Source organism: Mesorhizobium sp. WSM3868 (genome assembly GCF_002294785.1).
Lineage (GTDB): Bacteria > Pseudomonadota > Alphaproteobacteria > Rhizobiales > Rhizobiaceae > Mesorhizobium.
Window position 1 is genome coordinate 151,952 of sequence record NZ_NSGB01000014.1, and the last position, 22,140, is coordinate 174,091.

At 64.5% G+C, this 22,140-nt stretch carries 21 protein-coding genes; 16 read left to right on the plus strand and 5 right to left on the minus strand.

Features of this window, described 5'->3' with window-relative positions:
* Positions 1-5: 5 nt before the first annotated feature.
* The 14 genes from CK221_RS21590 (at position 6) to CK221_RS21655 (ending at position 14,249) form a co-directional block, all read left to right on the plus strand.
* Complete coding sequence (locus tag CK221_RS21590; RefSeq protein ID WP_066995637.1) at positions 6-1,289, plus strand: cyclopropane-fatty-acyl-phospholipid synthase family protein; 1,284 nt, start codon at positions 6-8, stop codon at positions 1,287-1,289.
* Positions 1,290-1,360: 71 nt separating this feature from the next.
* Positions 1,361-1,684 carry a YnfA family protein gene (locus CK221_RS21595; protein ID WP_067330256.1) on the plus strand — a complete coding sequence of 108 codons (324 nt, stop codon included), beginning with the start codon at positions 1,361-1,363 and terminating at the stop codon, positions 1,682-1,684.
* Between the two features lies 1 nt (position 1,685).
* A complete protein-coding gene (locus tag CK221_RS21600) occupies positions 1,686-2,651 on the plus strand; it encodes a small ribosomal subunit Rsm22 family protein (protein WP_095779182.1) in 966 nt (321 codons plus the stop codon).
* A gap of 269 nt (positions 2,652-2,920) precedes the next feature.
* The gene (locus CK221_RS21605) at positions 2,921-4,411 is read left to right on the plus strand and encodes a replicative DNA helicase (RefSeq protein WP_067330253.1); all 1,491 of its coding nucleotides are present in this window, start codon (positions 2,921-2,923) and stop codon (positions 4,409-4,411) included.
* 23 nt (positions 4,412-4,434) lie between these two features.
* A complete protein-coding gene (locus CK221_RS21610) occupies positions 4,435-5,040 on the plus strand; it encodes a hypothetical protein (protein ID WP_095779183.1) in 606 nt (201 codons plus the stop codon).
* A complete protein-coding gene (gene radA, locus CK221_RS21615) occupies positions 5,040-6,458 on the plus strand; it encodes a DNA repair protein RadA (protein ID WP_095779184.1) in 1,419 nt (472 codons plus the stop codon). Before CK221_RS21610 ends, radA begins: the two co-directional genes overlap by 1 nt.
* Positions 6,459-6,485: 27 nt before the next feature.
* Positions 6,486-7,160 carry a CvpA family protein gene (locus CK221_RS21620; RefSeq protein WP_095779185.1) on the plus strand — a complete coding sequence of 225 codons (675 nt, stop codon included), beginning with the start codon at positions 6,486-6,488 and terminating at the stop codon, positions 7,158-7,160.
* A gap of 127 nt (positions 7,161-7,287) precedes the next feature.
* Positions 7,288-8,769 (plus strand): amidophosphoribosyltransferase, encoded by a 1,482-nt coding sequence (gene purF / locus CK221_RS21625; RefSeq protein ID WP_095779186.1) that lies wholly within the window; start codon positions 7,288-7,290, stop codon positions 8,767-8,769.
* Between the two features lie 27 nt (positions 8,770-8,796).
* Positions 8,797-9,540: an SDR family NAD(P)-dependent oxidoreductase gene (locus CK221_RS21630; RefSeq protein WP_067001369.1), complete on the plus strand. Its 744-nt coding sequence runs from the start codon at positions 8,797-8,799 to the stop codon at positions 9,538-9,540.
* 76 nt (positions 9,541-9,616) lie between these two features.
* A complete protein-coding gene (locus CK221_RS21635) occupies positions 9,617-10,258 on the plus strand; it encodes a hypothetical protein (protein ID WP_095779187.1) in 642 nt (213 codons plus the stop codon).
* Positions 10,259-10,388: 130 nt separating this feature from the next.
* Positions 10,389-10,613: a hypothetical protein gene (locus tag CK221_RS21640; RefSeq protein ID WP_067001363.1), complete on the plus strand. Its 225-nt coding sequence runs from the start codon at positions 10,389-10,391 to the stop codon at positions 10,611-10,613.
* 140 nt (positions 10,614-10,753) lie between these two features.
* Positions 10,754-12,256 (plus strand): peptidase S10, encoded by a 1,503-nt coding sequence (locus CK221_RS21645; RefSeq protein WP_095779188.1) that lies wholly within the window; start codon positions 10,754-10,756, stop codon positions 12,254-12,256.
* 141 nt (positions 12,257-12,397) lie between these two features.
* Positions 12,398-13,294 carry a DMT family transporter gene (locus CK221_RS21650; RefSeq protein WP_095779189.1) on the plus strand — a complete coding sequence of 299 codons (897 nt, stop codon included), beginning with the start codon at positions 12,398-12,400 and terminating at the stop codon, positions 13,292-13,294.
* A 55-nt stretch (positions 13,295-13,349) separates the two neighbouring features.
* Positions 13,350-14,249 carry a DMT family transporter gene (locus tag CK221_RS21655; protein WP_082980662.1) on the plus strand — a complete coding sequence of 300 codons (900 nt, stop codon included), beginning with the start codon at positions 13,350-13,352 and terminating at the stop codon, positions 14,247-14,249.
* Positions 14,250-14,396: 147 nt separating this feature from the next.
* Here the strand turns inward: CK221_RS21655 and CK221_RS21660 are convergent, their stop codons facing one another.
* Complete coding sequence (locus tag CK221_RS21660; RefSeq protein ID WP_095779190.1) at positions 14,397-15,251, minus strand: LysR substrate-binding domain-containing protein; 855 nt, start codon at positions 15,249-15,251, stop codon at positions 14,397-14,399.
* Between the two features lie 113 nt (positions 15,252-15,364).
* Between CK221_RS21660 and CK221_RS21665 the strand changes: the two genes are divergently transcribed.
* Together CK221_RS21665 and CK221_RS21670 are read left to right on the plus strand one after the other, a co-directional pair.
* Positions 15,365-15,772 (plus strand): 4-oxalocrotonate tautomerase family protein, encoded by a 408-nt coding sequence (locus CK221_RS21665; protein WP_066997323.1) that lies wholly within the window; start codon positions 15,365-15,367, stop codon positions 15,770-15,772.
* Between the two features lie 305 nt (positions 15,773-16,077).
* Complete coding sequence (locus CK221_RS21670) at positions 16,078-18,300, plus strand: AMP-binding protein (RefSeq protein ID WP_095779191.1); 2,223 nt, start codon at positions 16,078-16,080, stop codon at positions 18,298-18,300.
* Positions 18,301-18,544: 244 nt separating this feature from the next.
* Here the strand turns inward: CK221_RS21670 and CK221_RS21675 are convergent, their stop codons facing one another.
* From CK221_RS21675 to CK221_RS21690, 4 genes are all read right to left on the minus strand, one after another.
* The gene (locus CK221_RS21675) at positions 18,545-19,288 is read right to left on the minus strand and encodes a phosphatidylcholine/phosphatidylserine synthase (RefSeq protein ID WP_245299656.1); all 744 of its coding nucleotides are present in this window, start codon (positions 19,286-19,288) and stop codon (positions 18,545-18,547) included.
* A gap of 75 nt (positions 19,289-19,363) precedes the next feature.
* Complete coding sequence (locus CK221_RS21680) at positions 19,364-20,101, minus strand: phosphatidylserine decarboxylase (protein ID WP_280940557.1); 738 nt, start codon at positions 20,099-20,101, stop codon at positions 19,364-19,366.
* Between the two features lie 87 nt (positions 20,102-20,188).
* Positions 20,189-21,445 (minus strand): DUF4375 domain-containing protein, encoded by a 1,257-nt coding sequence (locus CK221_RS21685; RefSeq protein WP_179295184.1) that lies wholly within the window; start codon positions 21,443-21,445, stop codon positions 20,189-20,191.
* 149 nt (positions 21,446-21,594) lie between these two features.
* Positions 21,595-21,936 (minus strand): antibiotic biosynthesis monooxygenase, encoded by a 342-nt coding sequence (locus CK221_RS21690; RefSeq protein ID WP_095779192.1) that lies wholly within the window; start codon positions 21,934-21,936, stop codon positions 21,595-21,597.
* Between the last annotated feature and the right edge of the window lie 204 nt (positions 21,937-22,140).

The window sequence follows — 22,140 nt, forward strand, 5'->3', positions numbered from 1 at the left end:
TGGTCATGAACATCCTGTTGAAACACGTTCTCGAACGGCTGGTGCGGACCGGCGACCTCAAAGTGACCGGGCCGAAAGGCACGACGCATAAGTTCGGCGACGGCAGCGGCGAACCGGTACACATCCACATCAAGACCATGCATGCCGAGCGCGCGATCACCTTCGATCCGATGCTGGCCGTGCCCGAAGCCTATATGGATGGCGAACTGGACATCCCCGAGGGCGGCGTCCTCGGGGTGATGCGGATCGCTTTCCAGAACATGGGCAGCGGCGGCATCGACGTGACCTGGTCGAAGGCCATCGAAGGTCTGCGCCATGCCTTCCGCCGCCTGCAGCAGATCAACACGGCGTCGAGATCTCGCCGCAACGTGCAGCGCCACTACGACCTCTCCGGCGAACTCTACAAGCTCTTCCTCGACGAGGACATGCAGTATTCCTGCGCCTATTTCGAACAGCCCGACATGACGCTGGACGAAGCGCAGGTCGCCAAGAAGCGACACATCGCCGCCAAGCTGAGACTCAAGGCCGGCCAGACGGTGCTCGATATCGGCTCCGGCTGGGGCGGCCTCGGGCTTTACCTCGCCAAGGCCTTCGACGTCGACGTGCAGGGCGTGACGCTATCCACCGAGCAGCAGGGCGTCTCCACCGACCGCGCACATGCACTGGGCCTGCAGGACCGCGCGCATTTCGACCTCAAGGATTATCGCGCGCTCAACGAACGCTTCGACCGCATCGTCTCGGTCGGCATGTTCGAGCATGTCGGCGTCAACCACTACCGGACTTTCTTCGACAAGGCGGCGACGCTGCTCAAGCCCGACGGCGTGATGCTGCTCCACACCATCGGCCGGTCCGGCGTGCCGTGGGCGACCAGCGCCTTCATCCGCAAATACATCTTCCCGGGCGGCTACGTCCCGTCGATGTCGGAAGTGCTGCCGGCGATTGAGAAATCAGGCCTTATCGTCACGGACATCGAGATTCTCAGGCTTCACTACGCCGACACGCTGAAGCATTGGGGCCAGCGCTTTGCCGCCAACCGCGACAAGGCGAAGGCTATCTATGACGAGCGCTTCTGCCGCATGTGGGAGTTCTACCTTGCGGCCTCGGAAGCCGCCTTCCGCTGGCAGGACCTGGTGATCTTCCAGTTCCAGATCGCCAAGAAGAACGACACGCTGCCGATGACGCGCGACTATATGGCCAAATGCGAGAAGGCGCTGGAATTGCGCGACCTCGGCCATCAGGAGCCGGCGACGCCCGCCGTCAAGCCGACCCGCCGCAAGAAGGTGGAATAGAACGGCGGCGATTGTCGCTTGCCATTGCGGCCTGACGCCACGAAAAAGGTCTCGTTCGCGAGGCCTTTTTCATGAACTACCTAATCTACATCGCGGCGGCACTTGCCGAGATCGCCGGCTGCTTTTGCTTCTGGGCCTGGTGGCGGCTGGGGAAGTCGCCGCTCTGGCTGGTGCCGGGTCTGGCGTCGCTGGCATTGTTCGGCTTCCTTTTGGCGCTGGTCGACACGAGCGCCGCCGGTCGCGCTTACGCCGCCTATGGCGGCATCTACATTGCCGCTTCGCTCGGCTGGCTTTGGCTAGCCGAAGGCGTGCGCCCCGACCGTTTCGACCTCGCCGGCGCCGCGCTCTCCATCGTCGGCGCCTCGGTGATCCTGCTCGCGCCAAGAGGAGCCTGAATTGGAACTGCCCACCGCGCTCCGGCAGGGCGTCGACAGCCTGCTCGAAAAGGTACCGCTGCCGGCGCTGAAACAGGCCGCGAGAACGCTTTCGGAACGCTATCGCGCCGAGTTGCGTGACGGCCGCCTGCATATGGGCGAAGACATGGCGGTGAAGGCTTACCTGGCGACCAGGCTGCCCGCCACCTATGCCGCCGTTCGCGCTTGCCTCGACGCGCTGGCGGACGCTCGTCCGGATTTCCAGCCGAAAAGCCTGCTCGATATCGGCGCAGGGCCTGGCACCATGCTTTGGGCCACCGCCGATACCTGGCCGGAGCTCGAACGGGCGGTTCTGGTCGAGGCAAGCGCCGCGGTGCGCAAGGTCGGCCAGTCGCTGGCCGCCGGCGCGATCGCTGCCCGCGCGAGCTGGGTAGCCGGCGACGCCACCATCGATCTCGACGGTCTCGACGCTGCGGACTTGATCAGCGTCGCCTATGTGCTCGACGAGATCGCGCCGGCCTCGCTGCCAAAACTCGTCGACCGGCTCTGGCGATTGACGGCCGACACGCTCCTGATCGTCGAGCCCGGCACGCCGGCCGGCTGGCAGCGTATCCTTGCCGCGCGCCGGCAGCTCATCGAGGCCGGCGCGCACGTCTCGGCGCCCTGCCCGCATGAAGCGCCTTGCCCGCTCATTCCGCCTGACTGGTGCCATTTCTCGCGCCGCGTCGCGCGTTCGCGGCTGCATCGGCTCGCCAAGGACGCCGACGTGCCGTGGGAGGACGAGAAGTTCATCTACCTCGCCGCCTCACGTCTGCCGGCGCCGGCGCGCGCGTCACGGGTGATCGCGCCGCCAAAGGGCGGTTCGGGCAAAGTCGTGCTCAAGCTCTGCCAGCCCAACGGCCATGCCGGCGAGCGCCTCTCCAGCAAGCGCGACGGCGATGTCTTCAAGGCGGCGAGGCGGGCGGACTGGGGCGACACGCTTGGCTGAGCCGCTTGTGATTCAGGGGCGAGGCGACACGGCGCAGACAAGCTTGCCACGACTGACATAGCCGGCATCGCATTTTCCTGTTTTGTTCTCGTTTGAGGCCCGCTAGGGTTGCGCACTTCGATTCGAGTCAATGACGATTCTTTCCACGGAAAAATTTCGGTTGTGAATCGCGAGCATCGAAGCCGGTTGGAACCTCACTGTTGCAGATAAGTCAGCACCGATTTTTCCAGTTCTGATATCGAGGAAGCGGGATCGAAATCGGGGACATCATGGCTGAAGCAGCGCGCAAGCTCGGCGTGGCGGAGCAACCGCTCTACCGCGAGGCACCGAACAACATCGAGGCCGAGCAGGCGCTGCTTGGCGCAATTCTGGTCAACAACGACGCCTTCTACCGCGTCTCGGATTTCCTCAAGCCCGCGCATTTCTATGAGCCGCTGCACCGCAAGATCTTCGAGGTCGCGGCCGAGCTCATCCGCATGGGCAAGATCGCAACGCCGATCACGCTGAAGACCTTCCTGCCGGCGGAAGAGAAGGTCGGCGACATGACGGTGGCGCAGTATGTCGTGCGGCTCGCCGTCGAGGCGGTCACCGTCGTCAACGCCGCCGATTACGGACGCGCCATCTACGACCTCGCCACCCGCCGGGCGCTGATCACCGTCGGCGAGGACATGGTCAACATCGCCTATGACGCGCCGGTCGACATGTCGCCCTCGGAGCAGATCGAGGACGCCGAGCGGCGCCTGTTCGAGCTCGCGGAGACCGGCCGCTACGACGGCGGCTTCGAGAGCTTCAACGACGCGGTCAAAACCGCCGTCGACATGGCCAACGCCGCCTATATGCGCGACGGCCATCTGTCAGGCATCGCCACGGGGCTGCGCGACCTCGACCGCCGCATGGGCGGCCTGCAGCCTTCCGACCTGATCGTGCTTGCCGGGCGCCCCGGCATGGGCAAGACCTCCCTGGCCACCAACATCGCCTTCAATATCGCCGAGGCCTATCAACCGGCGCAGCAGGCCGACGGCACCTTCAAGGCGGCCAATGGCGGCGTGGTCGGCTTCTTCTCGCTCGAAATGTCGTCGGAACAGCTCGCCACCCGCATCATCTCCGAGCAGACCGAAATCTCGTCATCGAAGATCCGCCGCGGCGAGATCTCCGAGATGGATTTCGAGAAGCTGGTTGCCTGCTCGCAGACGATGCAGAAGATCCCGCTGTTCATCGACCAGACCGGCGGCATCTCGATCGCGCAGCTCTCCGCGCGGGCGCGGCGGCTGAAGCGCCAGCGCGGCCTCGACCTCATCGTCATCGACTATATCCAGCTGATGCAGGGCTCGAGCGCGCGCGCCTCGCAGAACCGCGTCCAGGAAATCACCGAGATCACCACGGGCCTGAAGGCTCTAGCCAAGGAGCTCGGCGTGCCGATCATCGCGCTGTCGCAGCTGTCGCGTCAGGTCGAAAGCCGCGACGACAAGCGCCCGCAGCTCTCGGACCTGCGCGAATCCGGCTCGATCGAGCAGGACGCCGACGTGGTGCTGTTCGTCTACCGCGAGGAATACTACCTCAAGAACCGCGAGCCGAAGCTCGGCACCGACGAATACATCAAGTGGGAAAACGAGATGAACGAGGCGCGCGGCAAGGCCGAGTGCATCGTGGCCAAGCAGCGCCACGGACCGACCGGCACCGTCAGCCTCGCCTTCCATGGCGAGTTCACGCGCTTCTCCGATCTGGCGGAAGAGCATCATCTGCCGGAGAGGTTTGAGTAGCCTTTTTATTTGGGAGTAGCTGATTGGATTTCAGCGACATCTATCAGCGGATGAAATTCGAAGCGTATGAGATCTCCGAGGGCGAACGCACCCAGCTTACCAATTATTTGAAATCCGCCGGGTCAACATCCAGCCCGAAATCGCACGCCGGTTTGCTGGTCTTCTGCTACTCGAGCGAACCGGCGCGCGAGAACGTTGAATTGGTTAGGAAATTCCTTGCCAAAGATGTTGAAGACTACACGCGAAGCGCAGCGGTGACTGGTCTCTATCGGATTTGGAAGCTGGGAACGACCTCCGACATCGACGATCTGCTGGACCTTGTGGCGCTCTGGTCGGTGGAGTCTCGATACTCCACTTCGATCGTTGCGATCGGGTGCGCATTCCTTCTCATGCATCGACTTCAGGACCGCCGTCTCTCTTTGGCGCTCAGGCGATTGTTGGAAACGCTGCACGAAGAACTCAAACGGGATAGCGATTTGGCGGTCGGCCTGTTTGTTCACGCATGTTGGTCGGCGTACGACAATTGGGCCCTGGCCAACGGACAGCAGCGTACTCATTTCGATACGATTGAAGAGGCGTTGCCGATCTACTGGGATCGTCAGAAATACCTTTTGGAGCCACTGAACTAATGGCCAAATCGCGCGTTCAGTTCATCTGTCAGAATTGCGGCTCGGTGCATCAGCGCTGGGCCGGCAAATGCGATGCCTGCGGCGAGTGGAACACACTGGTCGAGGAAGGCACCGCGGGCGGCATCGGCTCGGGGCCGGCCAACACCCGCAATGTGCGCAAGGGCCGCGCCGTGGTGCTCACCAGCCTCTCCGGCGACATCGAGGACGCGCCGCGCATCGTTTCCGGCATCGGCGAGCTCGACCGCGCCACCGGCGGCGGCTTCGTGCGTGGCTCCGCCCTTCTGGTCGGCGGCGATCCCGGCATCGGCAAGTCGACGCTGCTGACGCAGGCCGCAGCCGCCTTGGCCTCGAAAGGCCACCGCATCGTCTATGTTTCGGGTGAGGAAGCGGTGGCGCAGATAAGGCTGCGTGCTCAGCGCCTCGGTGTCGCCTCGACGCCAGTCGAACTCGCCGCCGAGACCAATGTCGAGGACATCCTCGCGACAATCGCCGACGGCAAGCGGCCGGATCTGGTGATCCTCGATTCCATCCAGACGCTGTGGACCGATCTTGCCGATTCGGCGCCCGGCACGGTCACCCAGGTGCGCGCGGCCGCCCAGGCGATGATCCGCTATGCGAAATCCACCGGCGCCGCGATCGTGCTCGTCGGCCATGTCACCAAGGAAGGCCAGATCGCCGGTCCCCGCGTCGTCGAGCACATGGTCGACGGCGTGCTCTATTTCGAGGGCGAAGGCAACCACCACTTCCGCATCCTGCGCACGGTGAAGAACCGCTTTGGGCCGACCGACGAGATCGGCGTCTTCGAGATGTCGGACAAGGGCCTGCGCGAGGTCGCCAATCCATCCGAGCTGTTCCTCGGCGAGCGGCATGCGAAGTCGCCCGGCGCCGCCGTCTTCGCCGGCATGGAAGGCACAAGGCCGGTGCTGGTCGAGATCCAGGCGCTGGTGGCGCCCTCTTCGCTCGGCACGCCGCGCCGCGCCGTCGTCGGCTGGGACGGCGCGCGGCTCTCCATGGTGCTGGCGGTGCTGGAAGCGCATTGCGGCGTCCGCTTCGGCCAGCACGACGTCTATCTCAACGTCGCCGGCGGCTACCGCATCTCGGAGCCGGCCGCCGATCTCGCGGTCGCCGCAGCATTGGTTTCGTCGCTCACCGGTCTTGCCCTTCCCGCCGATTGCGTCTATTTCGGCGAAATCAGCCTTTCGGGCGCGGTGAGGCCGGTTGCGCATGCGCAGCAGCGCCTTAAAGAGGCCGAAAAGCTGGGTTTCGGAAGCGCGGTGCTGCCGCTCGGCAGCGAGGAAGTCGTTGGCGGTAATGGGGCCGGGGGAATCGCGGCCGGCGCTTTCCAGCCCACCGAGCTTGCCGACCTGGTGGCGCGCATAGCCGGCTCACGGCGCAGTCGCGCCGACGAGCGGGAGTGATGCAGCTCATGATGTGGGGCGAAAGACATGCCGATTACGCTGCTTGACGGAATTCTCGTCGGCTTCACCCTGGTCTCGGCGATGCTTGCCATGGTGCGCGGCTTTTCCCGCGAGGTATTGTCGGTGGTGTCGTGGGCAGCGGCGGCGGCGGCGGCCTTCTTCTTCTACAAGCCGGTCCTGCCCTACGTTCAGCCCTATGTCGACAACGACAAGATCGCCATGGCCGCGGCGGCCGGCATCGTCTTTGTCATCGCGCTGATCGTCGTCTCGGTGATCACCATGAAGATCGCCGACTGGATCATCGATTCGCGCATCGGCGCGCTCGATCGCACGCTCGGTTTCCTCTACGGCGCGGCGCGCGGCATCCTGGTCGTCGCGGTGGCGCTATTGTTCTTCAACTGGCTGGCCGGCGCCAAGGCGCCCGCCTGGGTTGCCAACGCCAAGTCGCGGCCGCTGCTCGAGACGATCGGCGCCAAGCTCGAAAGCGTGCTGCCCGAGAACACGGAAGAGCTGGTCAACAAATACACGCGTAAGGTCACGCCCCAGGCCGGCGCGCCGGCGACCACCGACCAGCCCGCGGCCGAGCCGCCGGCGACCGGCGACGACAGCGCGACGGCGCCCGACGACAGCGAAGGCGAAGCGCCGGCCGACAATGAGCCAGCCCCCGCCCCGGCTCCCGCCGCTCCGGCGCCGGCAAACTGAGGCGCCGGCAAACTGAAATGCAGGCCAGTTCCGGCACTGGCCTGCATTTTATGAATGCGGCATCGCATGCGTTGCGTTCGATGAGCGATCGCCTTATATGGCGGTTTTAGCGGAGCTTGAGCCCCAGATGGCAGACTCAACGGCAGACGCAGGCAAAGTCCTTTCCGCCGAGGCCGATGACCATTTCCATGACGAGTGCGGCGTGTTCGGCATTTTCGGCCGGCAGGACGCGGCTGCCATCGTCACACTCGGGCTTCACGCGCTCCAGCATCGCGGTCAGGAAGCCGCCGGCATCGTTTCCTATGACGGCACCCAGTTCCATGTCGAGCGTCATGTCGGGCTGATCGGCGACACCTTCACCAAACAGAACGTCATCGATCGCCTGCAGGGCAACCGCGCCATCGGCCACACCCGCTACGCCACCACCGGCGGCGCGGGCCTGCGCAACATCCAGCCCTTCTTCGCCGAGTTGGCCGAAGGCGGCCTTGCGGTCGCCCATAACGGCAACCTCACCAATGCGCTCACCGTCCAGCGCGCATTGCAGAAACAGGGCTCGATCTTCTCCTCCACTTCCGACACCGAGACGCTGCTGCATCTGGTCGCGACCAGCAAGGAACGCGATTTGAACTCGCGCTTCATCGATGCCGTTCGCCAAGTCGAGGGCGCGTTCTCGCTGGTCGCGATGACGGCCAAGAAGATGATCGGCTGCCGCGATCCGCTCGGCATCCGTCCGCTGGTGCTCGGCGACCTCGACGGCGCCTGGATACTTGCTTCGGAAACCTGCGCGCTCGACATCATCGGCGCTCGTTTCGTGCGCGACATCAAGCCGGGCGAGATGGTGGTCATCACCTCCAAGGGCATCGAGAGCCTGTTCCCGTTCGAGCCGCAGACGACCCGCTTCTGTATCTTCGAATATGTCTATTTCGCGCGGCCGGATTCCTCGGTCGAGGGCCGCAACGTCTATGAGGTCCGCAAGCGCATCGGCGCCGAGCTGGCGCAGGAAAACCCGGTCGAGGCCGACATCGTCGTGCCGGTGCCGGATTCCGGCACGCCGGCCGCGATCGGCTTCAGCCAGGCCGCAGGCATTCCCTTCGAGCTTGGCATCATCCGCAACCACTATGTCGGCCGCACCTTCATCCAGCCGGGCGATTCCATCCGCCACATGGGCGTGAAGCTCAAGCATAATGCCAACCGCCGCATGATCGAGGGCAAGCGCGTGGTGCTGGTCGACGATTCCATCGTGCGCGGCACCACCAGCCAAAAGATCGTGCAGATGGTGCGTGACGCCGGCGCGAAGGAAGTGCATATGCGCATCGCATCGCCGCCGACCAGCGCATCGTGCTTCTACGGCGTCGACACGCCGGAGAAATCGAAGCTTCTGGCATCGCGCATGTCGGTCGAGGAGATGGCCGAGTTCATCCGCGTCGATTCGCTCGGGTTTTTGTCGATCGACGGGCTCTACCGCGCCGTCGGCGAGGCGCGCCGCGACAACGACCAGCCGCAATTCTGCGACGCCTGCTTCACCGGCCAGTACCCTACCCGCCTGCTCGACTTCGAAGGCCACGACAACGTGCGCACGCTGTCGCTGCTGGCGAGCGGCGGGTCGTAAGCCGGTCCACCCCACGGAATCCCTCACATGACCCTCGACCTTTCCGGCCGCGTCGCGGTCGTCACCGGCGCCTCGCGCGGCATTGGTTACTTCATCGCCAGGGAACTGGCTGCCGCCGGCGCGCATGTCGTCGCGGTCGCCCGCACCGTCGGCGGGCTGGAAGAGCTTGACGATGCGATCAAGGCCGACGGCCGCGGACAGGCCACGCTGGTGCCGCTCGACCTTGCCGACATGGCGGGCATCGACCGGCTCGGCGGCGCAATCCACGAGCGCTGGGGAAAGCTCGACATCCTGGTCGCCAATGCCGGTATACTCGGGGTGATCTCGCCGATCGGCCATGTCGAAGCAAAGACCTTCGATAAGGTCATGACGGTCAACGTCACCGCGACCTGGCGCCTGATCCGTTCGGTCGATCCGCTGCTTCGGCTCTCCGACGCCGGACGGGCGATCATCATGTCCTCCAACGCGGCGCACTCGGCGCGCGCCTTCTGGGCGCCCTACGCGGCTTCCAAGGCCGCGGTGGAGACGATGATGCGATCCTGGGCGCATGAGACCGAGAGCCTGCCGCTTCGGGTCAACGCCGCCGATCCGGGCGCCACCCGCACCGCAATGCGCGCTCAGGCCATGCCCGGCGAGGATCCCGAGACGCTGCCGCATCCGTCCGAGATCGCCAAACGCATCGTGCCGCTGGCAAGCCCGGACTTGAAGGAAACCGGGCTGATCTTCCAGGCCAGGCACAACCGTTTCGTCGCCTATCGGCAGCCGGAATAAACCTGCCTCAAGGCGGATGAAACAGCCCTCCGGCTACGTTCTTCGAATGTAGAACATTCGAAACCGGAGGACCGACATGCGCAGACTTCTTCTCGTTGCCGCCACCGCCATTACCGCCGCACTCGCCGCCACGGCAGGCGCGGCCCTGTCGCAAGACGCCAAGATGAGCTTCTTCGTCACCAGCGTCGGCTCCGGCAAGGGCGCCGATCTCGGCGGCCTCAAGGGTGCGGACGCGCATTGCGCCTCGCTGGCAGAAGCGGCCGGCGTCACCGGCAAGACCTGGCACGCCTATCTCTCCTCCAGCGCCGAGGATGCGCGCGACCGCATCGGCAAGGGTCCCTGGTTCAATGCCAAGGGCGAGAAGATCGCCGACGACGTCGCCTCGCTGCACAGCGAAGCCAACGCCATCAGCAAGCAGACGGCGCTTACCGAGAAGGGCGAAGTCGTCAACGGCCGCGGCGACAAGCCCAACCGCCACGACGTGCTGACCGGCTCCAAGCCCGATGGCACCAAGATCGCCGACCAGACCTGCGGCGACTGGACGATGAGCGGCGCGGAAGGGGCGGCCATGACGGGCCATCACGACCGCGCCGGCCTCGACGAATCGGCCGCGGCGAAGTCGTGGAATTCCTCACATGCTTCGCGCGGCGGCTGCAGCCAGGAGGCGCTGAGAGGCACGGGCGGCGACGGCCTGTTCTACTGCTTCGCTGTCGAATAAGCGTCCGGCCAGCGGTCGTTCACGGGTCTGTGACCAGGGCGGGGCAGCGTATGCCGCCGCCCCGCTTTCGCCATTTGCTGGGAGTTGCTAGCATCGACCCGACTCCGACATCCAGCAAAGAGGAATTCCCATGGCTGCCACCCCCAGCGTAGCGTTGGTCTGGTATCTTGTGATCGCCGGCCCGCAGGGCGGCATGGCGGTGCTGCCCAGCACCTTCGACACCCGCGAACAGTGCACCAACGCGATTGCCGAATATCAGAAGCAGCCGACGCCGCAGGGTTGGGCCGTGCAGTGCGTGCCGAGCGCCTCGCCCTTCACCGACGAAGGGGATGCGGAAGTGCCATCGGCACAGTAGCGCCAGCTGATCTCCCCCCTTGTGAGCCAATCTCCCCCGCGACGGGGGAGATCGCAGTTCCAACGCAGCGCCAAGCCTATGCCCTTTGACTTCGGCCGCCCCGGCCATACCTTTGCGGGGGTCGTTCCCGCGGAGGTCGCATGCGGTCCAAGTTGAAGCTCCTGCCCTTCATCCTCCTGGCGCTCACAGCCTTTGCGCAGCCAGCCGGCGCCGAGACACCTGAACGGCCGACGCCGGCCGGCGGCGTGCTGTCGCTTCTGCCGCCGCCGCAGGTCACCGAGCATTCGATCACCCTTGGCGGGCGCAAGCTCGACTACCAGGCCAAGGCCGGCACGCTGTCGCTGCTTTCCGGCAAGGGCGAGGTCACGGCCGAGATCTTCTACGTCGCCTACACGCAGCAGTCGCCCGCCCTGGCCAAAGAGCGGCCGATCACCTTCGTCTTCAACGGCGGGCCGGGCGCGGCTTCCGCCTACCTGCATCTCGGCGCGATCGGCCCGCGCATCGTTGCGACCGCTGCCGACGGCCAATTCCTGCCGCCGCCACAAAGGCTCGTCGACAATCCGGACAGCTGGCTCGACATGACCGATCTCGTCTTCGTCGATCCGGTCGGCACCGGCTACAGCCGCGAAGCGCCGGGCCAGGACACGAAAGGGTTCTGGGGCGTCGACCAGGACGCCAGCTCGGTCGGGGCTTTCATACGGCTCTATCTGGCGCAGAACGGCCGCACCGCTTCACCGCTCTTCCTCGCCGGCGAAAGCTATGGCGGCTTTCGCGCCGCGCTGCTCGCCAGGACGCTGCAGGAGGATGTCGGTTTGAGCCCCTCCGGCATCGTGCTGATCTCGCCGGCGCTGGAGTTCATGCTGGTGCGGCCGGACCAATTCGACCAGTTGCACTGGGCGCTCGAACTGCCTTCGCTGGCGGCAGTGCGGCTTCGCGCCGACGGCGTCAGCGGCGAGGCGCTGCGCGACAGGCTGGCCGAGGTCGAGCACTATGCGCTTGGCGACTATCTGACGGCGCTCGCCAGCGGGCTGGAGCAAGGCGGCAAGCTCGCCAGCGGGCGCGTGGCGGAAATCACCGGCCTGCCGCTCGAACTCGTCGAGCGCAATTTCGCCCGTGTCCCTACCGGCCTGTTCACCCGCGAGTTCCAGCGCGCCAAGGGCAAGGTGCTCAGCCCTTACGATGCCACGATCAGCACCGCCGATATCTCGCCGGGCAGCGCCCGCATAGAAGGCCCGGACCCGGTGCTTGACCGCAGTGTGCCGGTGCTGACCTCGGCCTTTGTCGCTTACGCCCGTAACGAACTGAATTATCGCACGGATGTCAGCTACCGGCTGCTCAACGGCGAGATCAGTCGCAATTGGGAGTACGGCACCTCGGGGCAAGGCTATGCCGGGGCGATGAACGACCTGCAGCGGGCGCGTTCGCTCAACCCCTCGCTCGGCGTGGTCATCGTCAACGGCTATACCGACCTGGTGACGCCCTATCTCGCTTCGCGCTATCTGGTGAACCAGCTTCCCTCGCTCGCCGACGCCAAACCGATCCGACTCGATGTCGTGGAGGGCGGCCACATGATGTACCTCAGGCCCGACGGAAGGCGCGCGCTGAAGGAGGCAGCCTCCGAGCTCTATCAGGCGACGCAGTAAGCGCTTCTCGATCGGCCACGAGGGCTCTGCCCCAACGCAAGCGCCGCGCTGGAACAGCGCGGTAGAAGCTTTCGCCCGTATAGCTGGCAGAAGTGGATCCGATGGGGCGGAGCCGCCTCCACGCTGGCAAATCGATACCGCATGGCCGATGTCGTCGTCCTCGAAAGCCGCGAAAGGGTGCTGGCCGGCATCCTGTTCACCGCGGCCGCCTATTTCCTATTTTCGGCGCAGGATGCCTCGATCAAGCTGTTGGTGGCCGGCATGACGGTGTGGCAGATCATGTTCTTCCGCTCGGTCACCATCCTTGCCGCCTGCGGCGCGATCGGCGGACGGACGCTGTTCGCCGACACCGTAAACTCGCTCATCGTGCGGCCGATGCTGGTGCGCAGCGCGTTCACGCTCGCGGCCTGGCTCTGCTACTACAACGCCGCACGCTCGCTGCAGCTCGCCGAGCTCACCACCATCTACTACGCCGCGCCGATCATCGTCACCGTGCTTTCAGTGGTGATGCTGGGCGAGACCGTGCCGCTCTTGCGCTGGGCGGCGGTGTTCGTCGGATTCGTTGGCGTCTTCATCGCCTGCGACCCGGCGCGTCTCGGCTTCTCCGTGCCGGTCCTGCTTGTGCTGGCGGCAGCGCTTTTGTGGGGCATCGCCGTGGTGCTCTTGCGCAAGACCGCGATGCAGGAGCGCACGACGATCCAGCTGGTGCTCAACAATTTCTACTTCCTGCTTTTTTCGGCGGTGCCGGCGCTGATCTGGTGGCGCATGCCCGACGCGCCGCAACTCATGCTTCTCATGAGCGTCGGCGCGCTCGGCGGCGTCGCGCAATACATGCTGTTCGAGGGCATGAAACGGGCGCCGGTGTCGATCGTGGCGCCATTCGAATACACCTCGCTGGTCTGGGCGTTCGCGCTGGGCTTCGCCATCTGGGGCGACGTGCCGAGAACCGAAGTTTTCATGGGCGCGGCTTTGATCATCGGCGCCGGCCTGCTGATCGTCGGCAACGAGCGTTTCCGCAAACGGGTCGAGGACTCATGACAGAAGGCTGTCAGCACGAGCGGCATAGTCTGGTGCCATGACGGATACGGTCGACATGCCTGAAAAGCTTGCCAAGGGCACCGCCGACGCCACAGCCGAGCGCATGCTGGGCGTCGTGCTGGTCTCGGCCTCGGCCGTCGCCTTCGCGCTCACCGGCGTGCTGACCAAGTCGATCCATGCCGATCCGCTGACCATCACCTGCTGGCGCGGCTTCTTCGGCTCGATCCTGATTGCTCTTTACGTGCTGTGGCGCCGCCGCCGCTCGGGCGGGCGCGAGAGCCTCAGGCTCGGCTGGCGCGGCTGGCTGCTTGCGGTCGAGGGGGCTGCCGCCAGCATCGCCTTCATCGCGGCGTTCAAATACACCTATGTCGCCAATGTCGCGGTGATCTACGCCACCTCACCCTTCATAGCCGCACTGCTTGCCTTGCTGCTGGTGCGGGAAAAATTCCGGCTGCAGACGATGCTGGCGGCGGCCGTGTCGCTATGCGGCGTCGCCGTCATGGTGGGCGGCGGCTTTGGCAGCGGCCACCTGTTCGGCGACGGGCTGGCGCTTTTGATGACCACCGGCAGCGCGCTCTACATGATCATGGTGCGCGCCTTTCGCGACTCGCCCGTCGTCTGGGCCGGCGCGGTGTCGGCCTTCCTGCTCTTCGTCCTCGGCTGGTTCGTCACCGACCCGGTTGCCGTTTCGACCCGCGATATGGTGCTGCTTGCCACCTTCGGCTGCTCCTTCGCGCTGGCCTCGATCCTGTGGACCGAAGGTTCGCGGCTTATCCCCGCCGCCGAATCCGGCCTGCTCGGCTCGGGCGAAGTGCCGTTCGCCATCCTGTTCGCCTTGCTGTTCCTCGGCGAATTCCCACCGCTGGCCAGCATCGTCGGCGGCGCGATCGTGCTTTGCGCGGTTTTCGCGCACGCCGCACGCGACTGGTCGAGAGCCAAATCGACGCGTTCATAAATTTTTTCGCGGTCACGGAACCATCACCCGACTCAGGCATTGTTAGATCGACGGGTCACCCCCCAAGTCCCCCCAAACCCCTCGACCCGTCCGACTAGAAGCCGACCCGCAAAAAGGTCGGCTTTTTCTTTGGGCGTTCCTGGCCGTTCAGGGCGGCAGCGCCAGGCCGTTGCCCAGAAGCTCCGCGAGATCCCGCGCCGGACGAGCCGCCTCGCGGCCGAGCCGGATTGCGAAGCCGGCCATTGGCAGCGGCGGCAAGTCGAGATCGGGGGACGCTTCCACGATACCGGAATGGGCAAGACGCCGGGTGCGCGGCGTCAGCGCGATGCCGGCATTGACCGCGCTGCGCAGGCCGGCAAGGCTGGAGCTGCCGGCAGCGATGCGGTAGCGGCGGCCGGCGGCGTCGAGTGCATTGAGCGCAGCCTCCCTGAAGCCGCAATAGGGATCGAGCAATGCAAGCGGCACCACGTCTTGCCGCGTCGCCAGCCCTTTGTCCGAGCAGAGCCACAGCATCGGCTCGCTGATCAGGAACGCTTCATCCGGGGATGGCGCATGGCGCATGGTGATCGCAAGGTCGAGCTGGCCAGCCTGCAAGGCTGACCCGAGTTCCAGGGAGCGGCCGACGCGCAGCTCGATCCTAACGCGCGGATGGCTGGCGGCGAAGGCGCGCAACAGCTCCGGCAGGCCATGATCGGCAAAGTCCTGCGTGGTTCCGATGGCGATGCGACCGCCGACGCGCGCGCCTTTCAGCGCCAACCAGGCCTCAGTGTGGACGGCAAGGATGCGCCTGGCATGGCCGACAAGGTCCTCGCCGGCAGGCGTCAGGCCGCGGCCCCGGCCCTGGGGCGCGAGCAGCGGCTCGCCGACGATCTCCTCCAGCCGCTGCATCTGCGCCGTGACGGCGGATGGGGAGCGGCCGACAGCGGACGCCGCCCTGGCCAGGGAGCCGCCATCGACGAAGGCGAGGAAAGTTTTGAGCAGGTCGGGATCGAGAGTTTCCATACTTCGGTGATATCGAAGTAATTATCAAAGACAATTCGATTTTTTTGATGCATGGCTAGTGGCATGGTCCCTTCATCGGCGGCGCGAAGCCGTCAGAAGCGAAGGAGAGAAAAATGCCGATCATCAATGTCAGCGTCACCGGCGAGCCCGACGCAAAGCGTTCCGCCGCGATCGCGAAGGAGATCACCGAGATTACGGCCACGCATCTGCGCAAGGACCCGACCATCACCGCGGTTGCGGTCAGCTACGTCGATCCGCAGCACTGGTTCGCCGGCGGCAAGTCGCTGGCCGAGCATGGCACGAGCACCTTCTGGCTCGACATCAAGGTGGTGGACGGCACCAACACCAAGCTCGAGCTCGAAGCCTATCTCAAGGCGATTTTCGACGCCTTCGGCCGCCTGCTCGGCGGCGTCCATGAGGAAAGCTACGCGCTGGTGCATGAGGTTCCGGCGGCGGCCTACGGCTTTGGCGGCAAGAGCCAGGAGTTCCGCTTCATCAGCGGGAGACTGAAGGTGGCGTAGCGGCACGCCTTCCCCGCTCCCCTGTGCGAGACGGTGGGTCGGCGCGCAGCGTCGAGACGGATGAGGGGGTTCTGGAAGAAGCACGGCCTCGAAGAATCGATTGCTTTCAGGCACTTACATATCCAGCGAAGTGATCCGTCCAACACCCTCATCCGTCCGGGCTTCGCTCGGCCCCCTTCTCCCGCAAGGGGAGAAGGGAGCGCCCTACCAGCCCCACATTGACCTTGCCCCCACTTCCGCTACCTTCTGCCACCAAAGCGGCCGCGCAAAGAGCCGCACCGTGGAGGACGTTGGGAGAGAGCGGCATGATCCTGACATTGGCGCTGCTTGCCGGTCTTGTCTTTGCCTGGCTGCTGATTGGCGTGATCGAAAGGTTCCGGCTCGACCTGCGCTTTACCCAGGCGTTGCTCTACGTGCCGTTCAAGCTCGCCTACCGCATTGTCGACGATCGCATCCGCATTGCTCGCAATGCCCGCACGCCGGTGATCTATGTCGTTTCGCACCAATCGCGCATCGAGCCGGCGCTGATGCTGTCGCTCTTGCCGGACGACACGCTGCACATTCTGGACGAGGCCTCGGCCCGCTCGCCCTGGCTGGAGCCGTGGCGCGAGCTTGCCCGGACCATCGCCTTCAATGCCGAACATCTCTTCGTGAGCCGGCGGCTGGTGCGCGTTTTGAAGGGCAAGGGCCGGCTTGCGGTCTATCTGCCCGACGACGTCGAGCCGGACGTCAAGTCGTTCCGCCTGTTCCGCGCCATCACCCGCATCGCCATGCAGGCCGACGCCCGCATCGTGCCGATCTTCGTCGCCGGTGCGCGCGACCTGCCGATGTCGCTGACGCCGGCCGACAAGGCGCCGCGCCACTGGTTCCCGCGCCTGTCGCTCAGCGTGCTGGAACCGATGACCGTGGCCGAGCTGGTGGCGCGCAACCCCGACATGGCGTCGAACACCAACGCCCTGTTCGACCGGTTTGCCGAGGCGCGGCTCTACGGCAGCAATCTCGACCGCGGCCTTTTCCTGGCCATGCGCGACGCGGCGGATCGCGTCGGTGCCTCGCATCCGATCATCGAGGACGTGATTTCGGGCACGCTCAGCTATCGCAAGATGTTCATCGGCGCGCGCGTGCTCGGCCGCCGCTTCGAGGCGGTGACGGCGCCCGGCGAAGCGGTCGGCCTGCTCCTGCCCAATGCCAATGGCGTGGTGCTCTCCTTTATCGGGCTTATCTCGGCGGCCCGCGTCGCGGCGATGATCAACTACACCGCCGGCCCGGCGAGCGTCACCGCCGCGATCCGCACGGCGGTCATTCGCACAGTGGTCTCTTCTCGCGCGTTCATCGAGAAGGCCGCCATCGACGACATCGTCGCCGCCGTCGAGGCGGGCGGCGCCAAGATGCTGTGGCTGGAGGATGTGCGCGAGAGCGTGACCTTGCTCGACAAGGTCGCGGCGGCGCTTTTCTGGCGTTTTCCGCTGCAGCGGCAGCAGGCGTCGAAACCAGCGGTGATCCTGTTCACCTCGGGCTCGGAAGGAACGCCGAAGGCAGTGGTGCTGTCGCACCGCAACCTTCTCGCCAACGCCATGCAGGCCGAGGCGCGCATCACGATCTCGCCGGCCGATATCCTGCTCAACGTGCTGCCCGTCTTCCATTCCTTCGGGCTGACCGGCGGCACGATCCTGCCGCTGGTAACCGGTGTGAAACTGTTCCTCTATCCCTCGCCGCTGCACTACAAGATCATTCCGGAGATCGCGCGCAAGGTGAGGCCGACCGTCATGTTCGGCACCGACACTTTCCTCGCCAACTATGCCCGCACTGCCAAGGACGGCGATTTCTCCAGCCTGCGTTTCGTCGTGGCCGGCGCCGAAGCGGTAAAGCCCGAGACAAGGCGCACCTACCGCGACCGTTTCCAGGCATCGATCATCGAAGGTTTTGGGCTGACCGAGGCGGCGCCAGTGGTGGCGGTGAACACCGCCATCCACAATCGCGACGGCACGGTCGGCCGGCTGCTGCCGGCGATCCGCATGAAGCTTGAGCCGGTCGAGGGCATCAGCGAGGGCGGCCGGCTGTGGCTCGACGGGCCGAACATGATGATGGGCTACATGACCGCCGACCGCCCCGGCGAGTTGCAGCCGCTCGAGGGCTGGCACGACACCGGCGACATCGTCTCGGTCGACCGCGACGGCTTCATCACCATCCGAGGGCGGGCAAAACGCTTTGCCAAGATCGCCGGCGAGATGGTGTCGCTGGGCGCGGTCGAGATGCTGGTGCAGTCACTGTGGCCGGAACAGCGCCATGCCGCGGTGGCGGTGCCCGACAAAAGGCGCGGCGAGCGCATCGTGCTGGTCACCACGGCCGACGATGCCAATGCCGAAGAGCTGCGCCAGTTCGGCAAGAAGGCCGGCGCGGCCGAGTTGATGGTGCCCAATGACATCATCAAGGTGGAAGAGATCCCGGTGCTGGGTTCCGGCAAGACGGATTACGTTTCGGCGCGCAAGCTGGCGATCGACCGGCTGGGATTGGGGGTAGCGGCCTAGCGCGGTTATTTCCCTCCTTGTGGGGGAGAAAGCATTTTCCTGCATTCGCGAGCGGGCTTGTCCCCGAGCAAGTGCTTGGAAAATACCGGAGAAGGGGATTTCGTAGGGCGCGGAGGATGCTTCTTGTAGAGCGCCAACTTCTCATGTTAGGCGCTTTCCCCTCTCTTGCGATTTCCAACACTTAGCTTCGCTAAGATGTTGAAATGGCTATTTCCCCCACAACGGGGGAGATAGGGCGCAGTGCTTACCCGATATCGGAAGGCGGCACCTTCTCGCCTTCGCGCATGGCCCGCTTCGAATAGGCCCGCACCGAGAACGGCAGGAAGACGAGGTAGCCGGCGACCGATGCCGTCAGCGTGTACCAGGGATAGGCCATCAACAGCAGGATGTAGAGCACGACGCCGAGGATGACCGGAAGCACTCTGTCTCCCGGCACCTTGACGCTCTTGCCCGAATAGACCGGCAGGCGACTGACCAAGAGGAAGGCGACGAGCACGGTGAAGCCAGAGGCAACGAAGGCCGCCCCCCGGGTCGGTTCCAGGCCGAGCCGCAGGAAGTAGAGATAGCAAGGCAGCATGACCAGCACCGCGCCCGCCGGCGCCGGGACGCCGACGAAATACTCGGTCTGCCAGGCCGGCTGGTCGGTGTCGTCGGCCAGCACATTGAAGCGGGCGAGCCGCATGCCGCAGGCAATGGTGAACAGGAGTGCCGCGATCCAGCCCGGCGAGCCGGCGCGGTCGAGCAGGAAGGCATAGAGCACCAGCGCCGGCGCGACGCCGAAATTGACGATATCGGCCAGCGAATCCATCTGCGCGCCGAACTTCGAGGTCGCCTTCAGCATGCGCGCCAAGCGGCCGTCGATGCCGTCGAGGAAGGCTGCGAGCAGCACCATGACGACGGCCGGCTCGAAGCGGTCCTCGAAGGCGAAGCGGATGCCGGACAGGCCAGCGCAGATCGCAAGAACGGTCACCAGATTGGGCAGCACCATGCGCATCGGTATTTCGCGGATGCGAGGGCCGCCGCTGGCGTGTGCCTCGAACTTCTTGAAAGGCGCGCCCACCGCTCAGGAAATCCTGACCAGCGGGGCGACGGCGGTGCCGCCGAACTCGGCAAGCACCGTCTCGCCGCCCACCGCCGTCTGGCCGACGGCGACGCGCGGCACGGCGTTCGACGGCAGGAAGACGTCAACGCGGGAGCCGAAGCGGATCAGGCCAAAACGCTCGCCGATGCCGATCGAGCCGCCCTGCTCGGCCCAGCAGACGATGCGGCGCGCCACAAGGCCGGCGATCTGCACGGCGGCAACGGTGCCGTTGGGACTGTCGATGACCAGCCCGTTGCGCTCGTTCTCCGAGCTTGCCTTGTCGAGCTCGGCATTGAGGAATTTGCCGGGACGATGCTCGATGCGCGTGATCCTGCCGCGCACCGGCGCGCGGTTGATGTGGCAGGAAAAGACATTCATGAACACCGAGATACGGGTCATTTCGCCCGTGCCCAGGCCAAGCTCGCGCGGCGGCACGGCAGGCCCGACCGCCGAAACCACGCCGTCGGCCGGGCTGACTACCAGCCGGTCGTCGACCGGCGTGACGCGCTCTGGGTCACGGTAAAAATAGATGCACCAGCCGGTGAGGATCAGCCCGAGCCAGAACAGGATCGAGGAGAAATAGCCGAGGAACAGCGTGGCCGCGCCGAAGGCGGCGATGAAGGGATAGCCCTCGCGATGGATCGGAACGAACGTATTCTTGATCGTATCGAGAAGCGTCATAGGGCTTGGGGCGGTCCCTGTTTCAGGTCCGGCCTCAATAGCCGAAAGCCCCCCTCCCCGCAACGCAACAATGGGAGAGGATGGACGTGTCACCGGAGGTGAACACCGCGAAAAGCGAACAGATACCTACCTGGCGGCAGCGGAGCGATCAAAGTGATTTTGGAGTTCGGACATGGTAGCCTCGGCGACCCTTTCGTCATCGTTGCCCCGCAAGAGCAGACCGCCATTCGGCGAAGACAAGAAAAGGAAGGCCCGGTTGGACGCCAACACCACCCAATTGACGACCTGCCCTTCCGCCGTTTGCACCACCGAGTTCGCTGAAACAACTGCATCCACAGGGTCGAAACCGGCCTTGCGCAGCAGCAGGTCGACTGCGGCCGGAGCATGGAATTGCTCGGCCAATTCGATAACCGTGTCGATCTCCGATCCTTCAGCATGACCAAGCTGGACGCCGATCCGTGGTGCGTTCGCTCCCAACGGGTTCTCGCCCGGGCGTACGATTGGTGGATCTTCGGGTGCGATATGTTCATATACGGCAACGCTTGCCTTTGTTTCGGCACAGAGCCGGAGTTCTTTCGCACTGGTTCGAAGCTGGAAAACCAACTGCTTTTCGCCTTCGATATCCAGCATCCTCGCCATGCCGAACGCCAGTTTGATCTCCGATGGAGATATCTTCGCGCAGGCGAGGCCGGCGCCGACTTCGCGCCGACTCAACATCTGGCTGACCAGGTTGCCAACCGACTCATGAAGAAGCCTAGTTTCGCGCTGGGGGTTGGCCATAACGAGTTGATTCATCGCTTCGTCGTAATCGTCATCATCGACAATCTGCAGATCGGGCCAAGAAGCGATCCAACGCGCAAGCAAATGCTCCATCGGCACGGCGTCATCCGCTTCGTAGAACGCATCGTCGAGCGTATCCAGGAAATCGTCGCGGCCACCCTCGAAGCCCGTTTGTCTCGCCGCTTCGTCGGGATGTTTGGCAACCCAAGCCGACATCTTTTCCAAGGTTGCCAGCTGTCCTTTTGCCCCACACGCGCTGAGTCCGGCTCTGGCATTGGCAATCGTGGTGTCGATTTCGCTGCCTGCATTATGGATGAATTGACTATGGCCGCCGTTCTTTACCTCCGAGGAATACCAATCCGCGTCAAAGACCTGCATCGCCTTGGGGTTGATCTCCGGGTAGCGATAGAGCCCTTTGGAAATCATCGTCACGGCGAATTGCATAATGGCGACGACGAGTTGAAAAGGCTGTTCACCAGCCCCTTCAATCTTCGAACGAGGCACCATAATCAAGGGTATCAATAGCCCGCCTCCTTTTTGTTCGGAAGCCAGCAATTTCTTTGTGGAAGCTGCTTTGGATTTGCGTGAGAAGAACCCGAACATCGAACGCTTTTCCGTCATCCAAAGTAAAATGCGCAACTATTGCTGCCGAAACAATATCAGCAGCCGTTGGAGATAAAAGCCCCCGCCCGATTGATTGATAGGATGAGCGACGCCCGTATCGGCCGGGCGCCGCTGCGGAAGGATACACCTCATAACTCCGGCACGCGCTGGTAGTTGGCGATATCCGCCTTGACCCCGAGGCGGGCGATCGTTGCCTGAGGGCTGAAGGCGATGCGCTCGTGCGCGGCCTTGACGATCGGCACGACGTTGTCGACCGCGGCCTGACTTTCCCATTCGACCATGGTGACGATGTTGAATTCGCCGGGGCCGGAGAACTGCTCGAGCAGGAAGTCCTGGACGAAGCCGTCCTGCTGGCGCAGCAATTCGTGCGTCATCCTTACCTTGCCGAGGATCTCGTCGCGCGCTTCCGCCGGCACGACGAATTTGTCGACCCGGAACACGCTGCCAGCGCGTTGATCTTGAGTGCTCATTTCGATCGGTCTCCGTTCTTGGAAGGCTTGCTTCGCAGGGTTCGGAGACGGTTTGCAAGCTCAAGCTAGGTTGAGGTCAAGGGGATTTTGCGCCGACTTCTCCTTCTCCCCTTGTGGGAGAAGGTGTCGCCGAGACGGATGAGCGACTATCTGAGGTGTCAAGTTGCATTTGCGAACTCGCTTCGCGCGTCGCGTGCTTTTGCA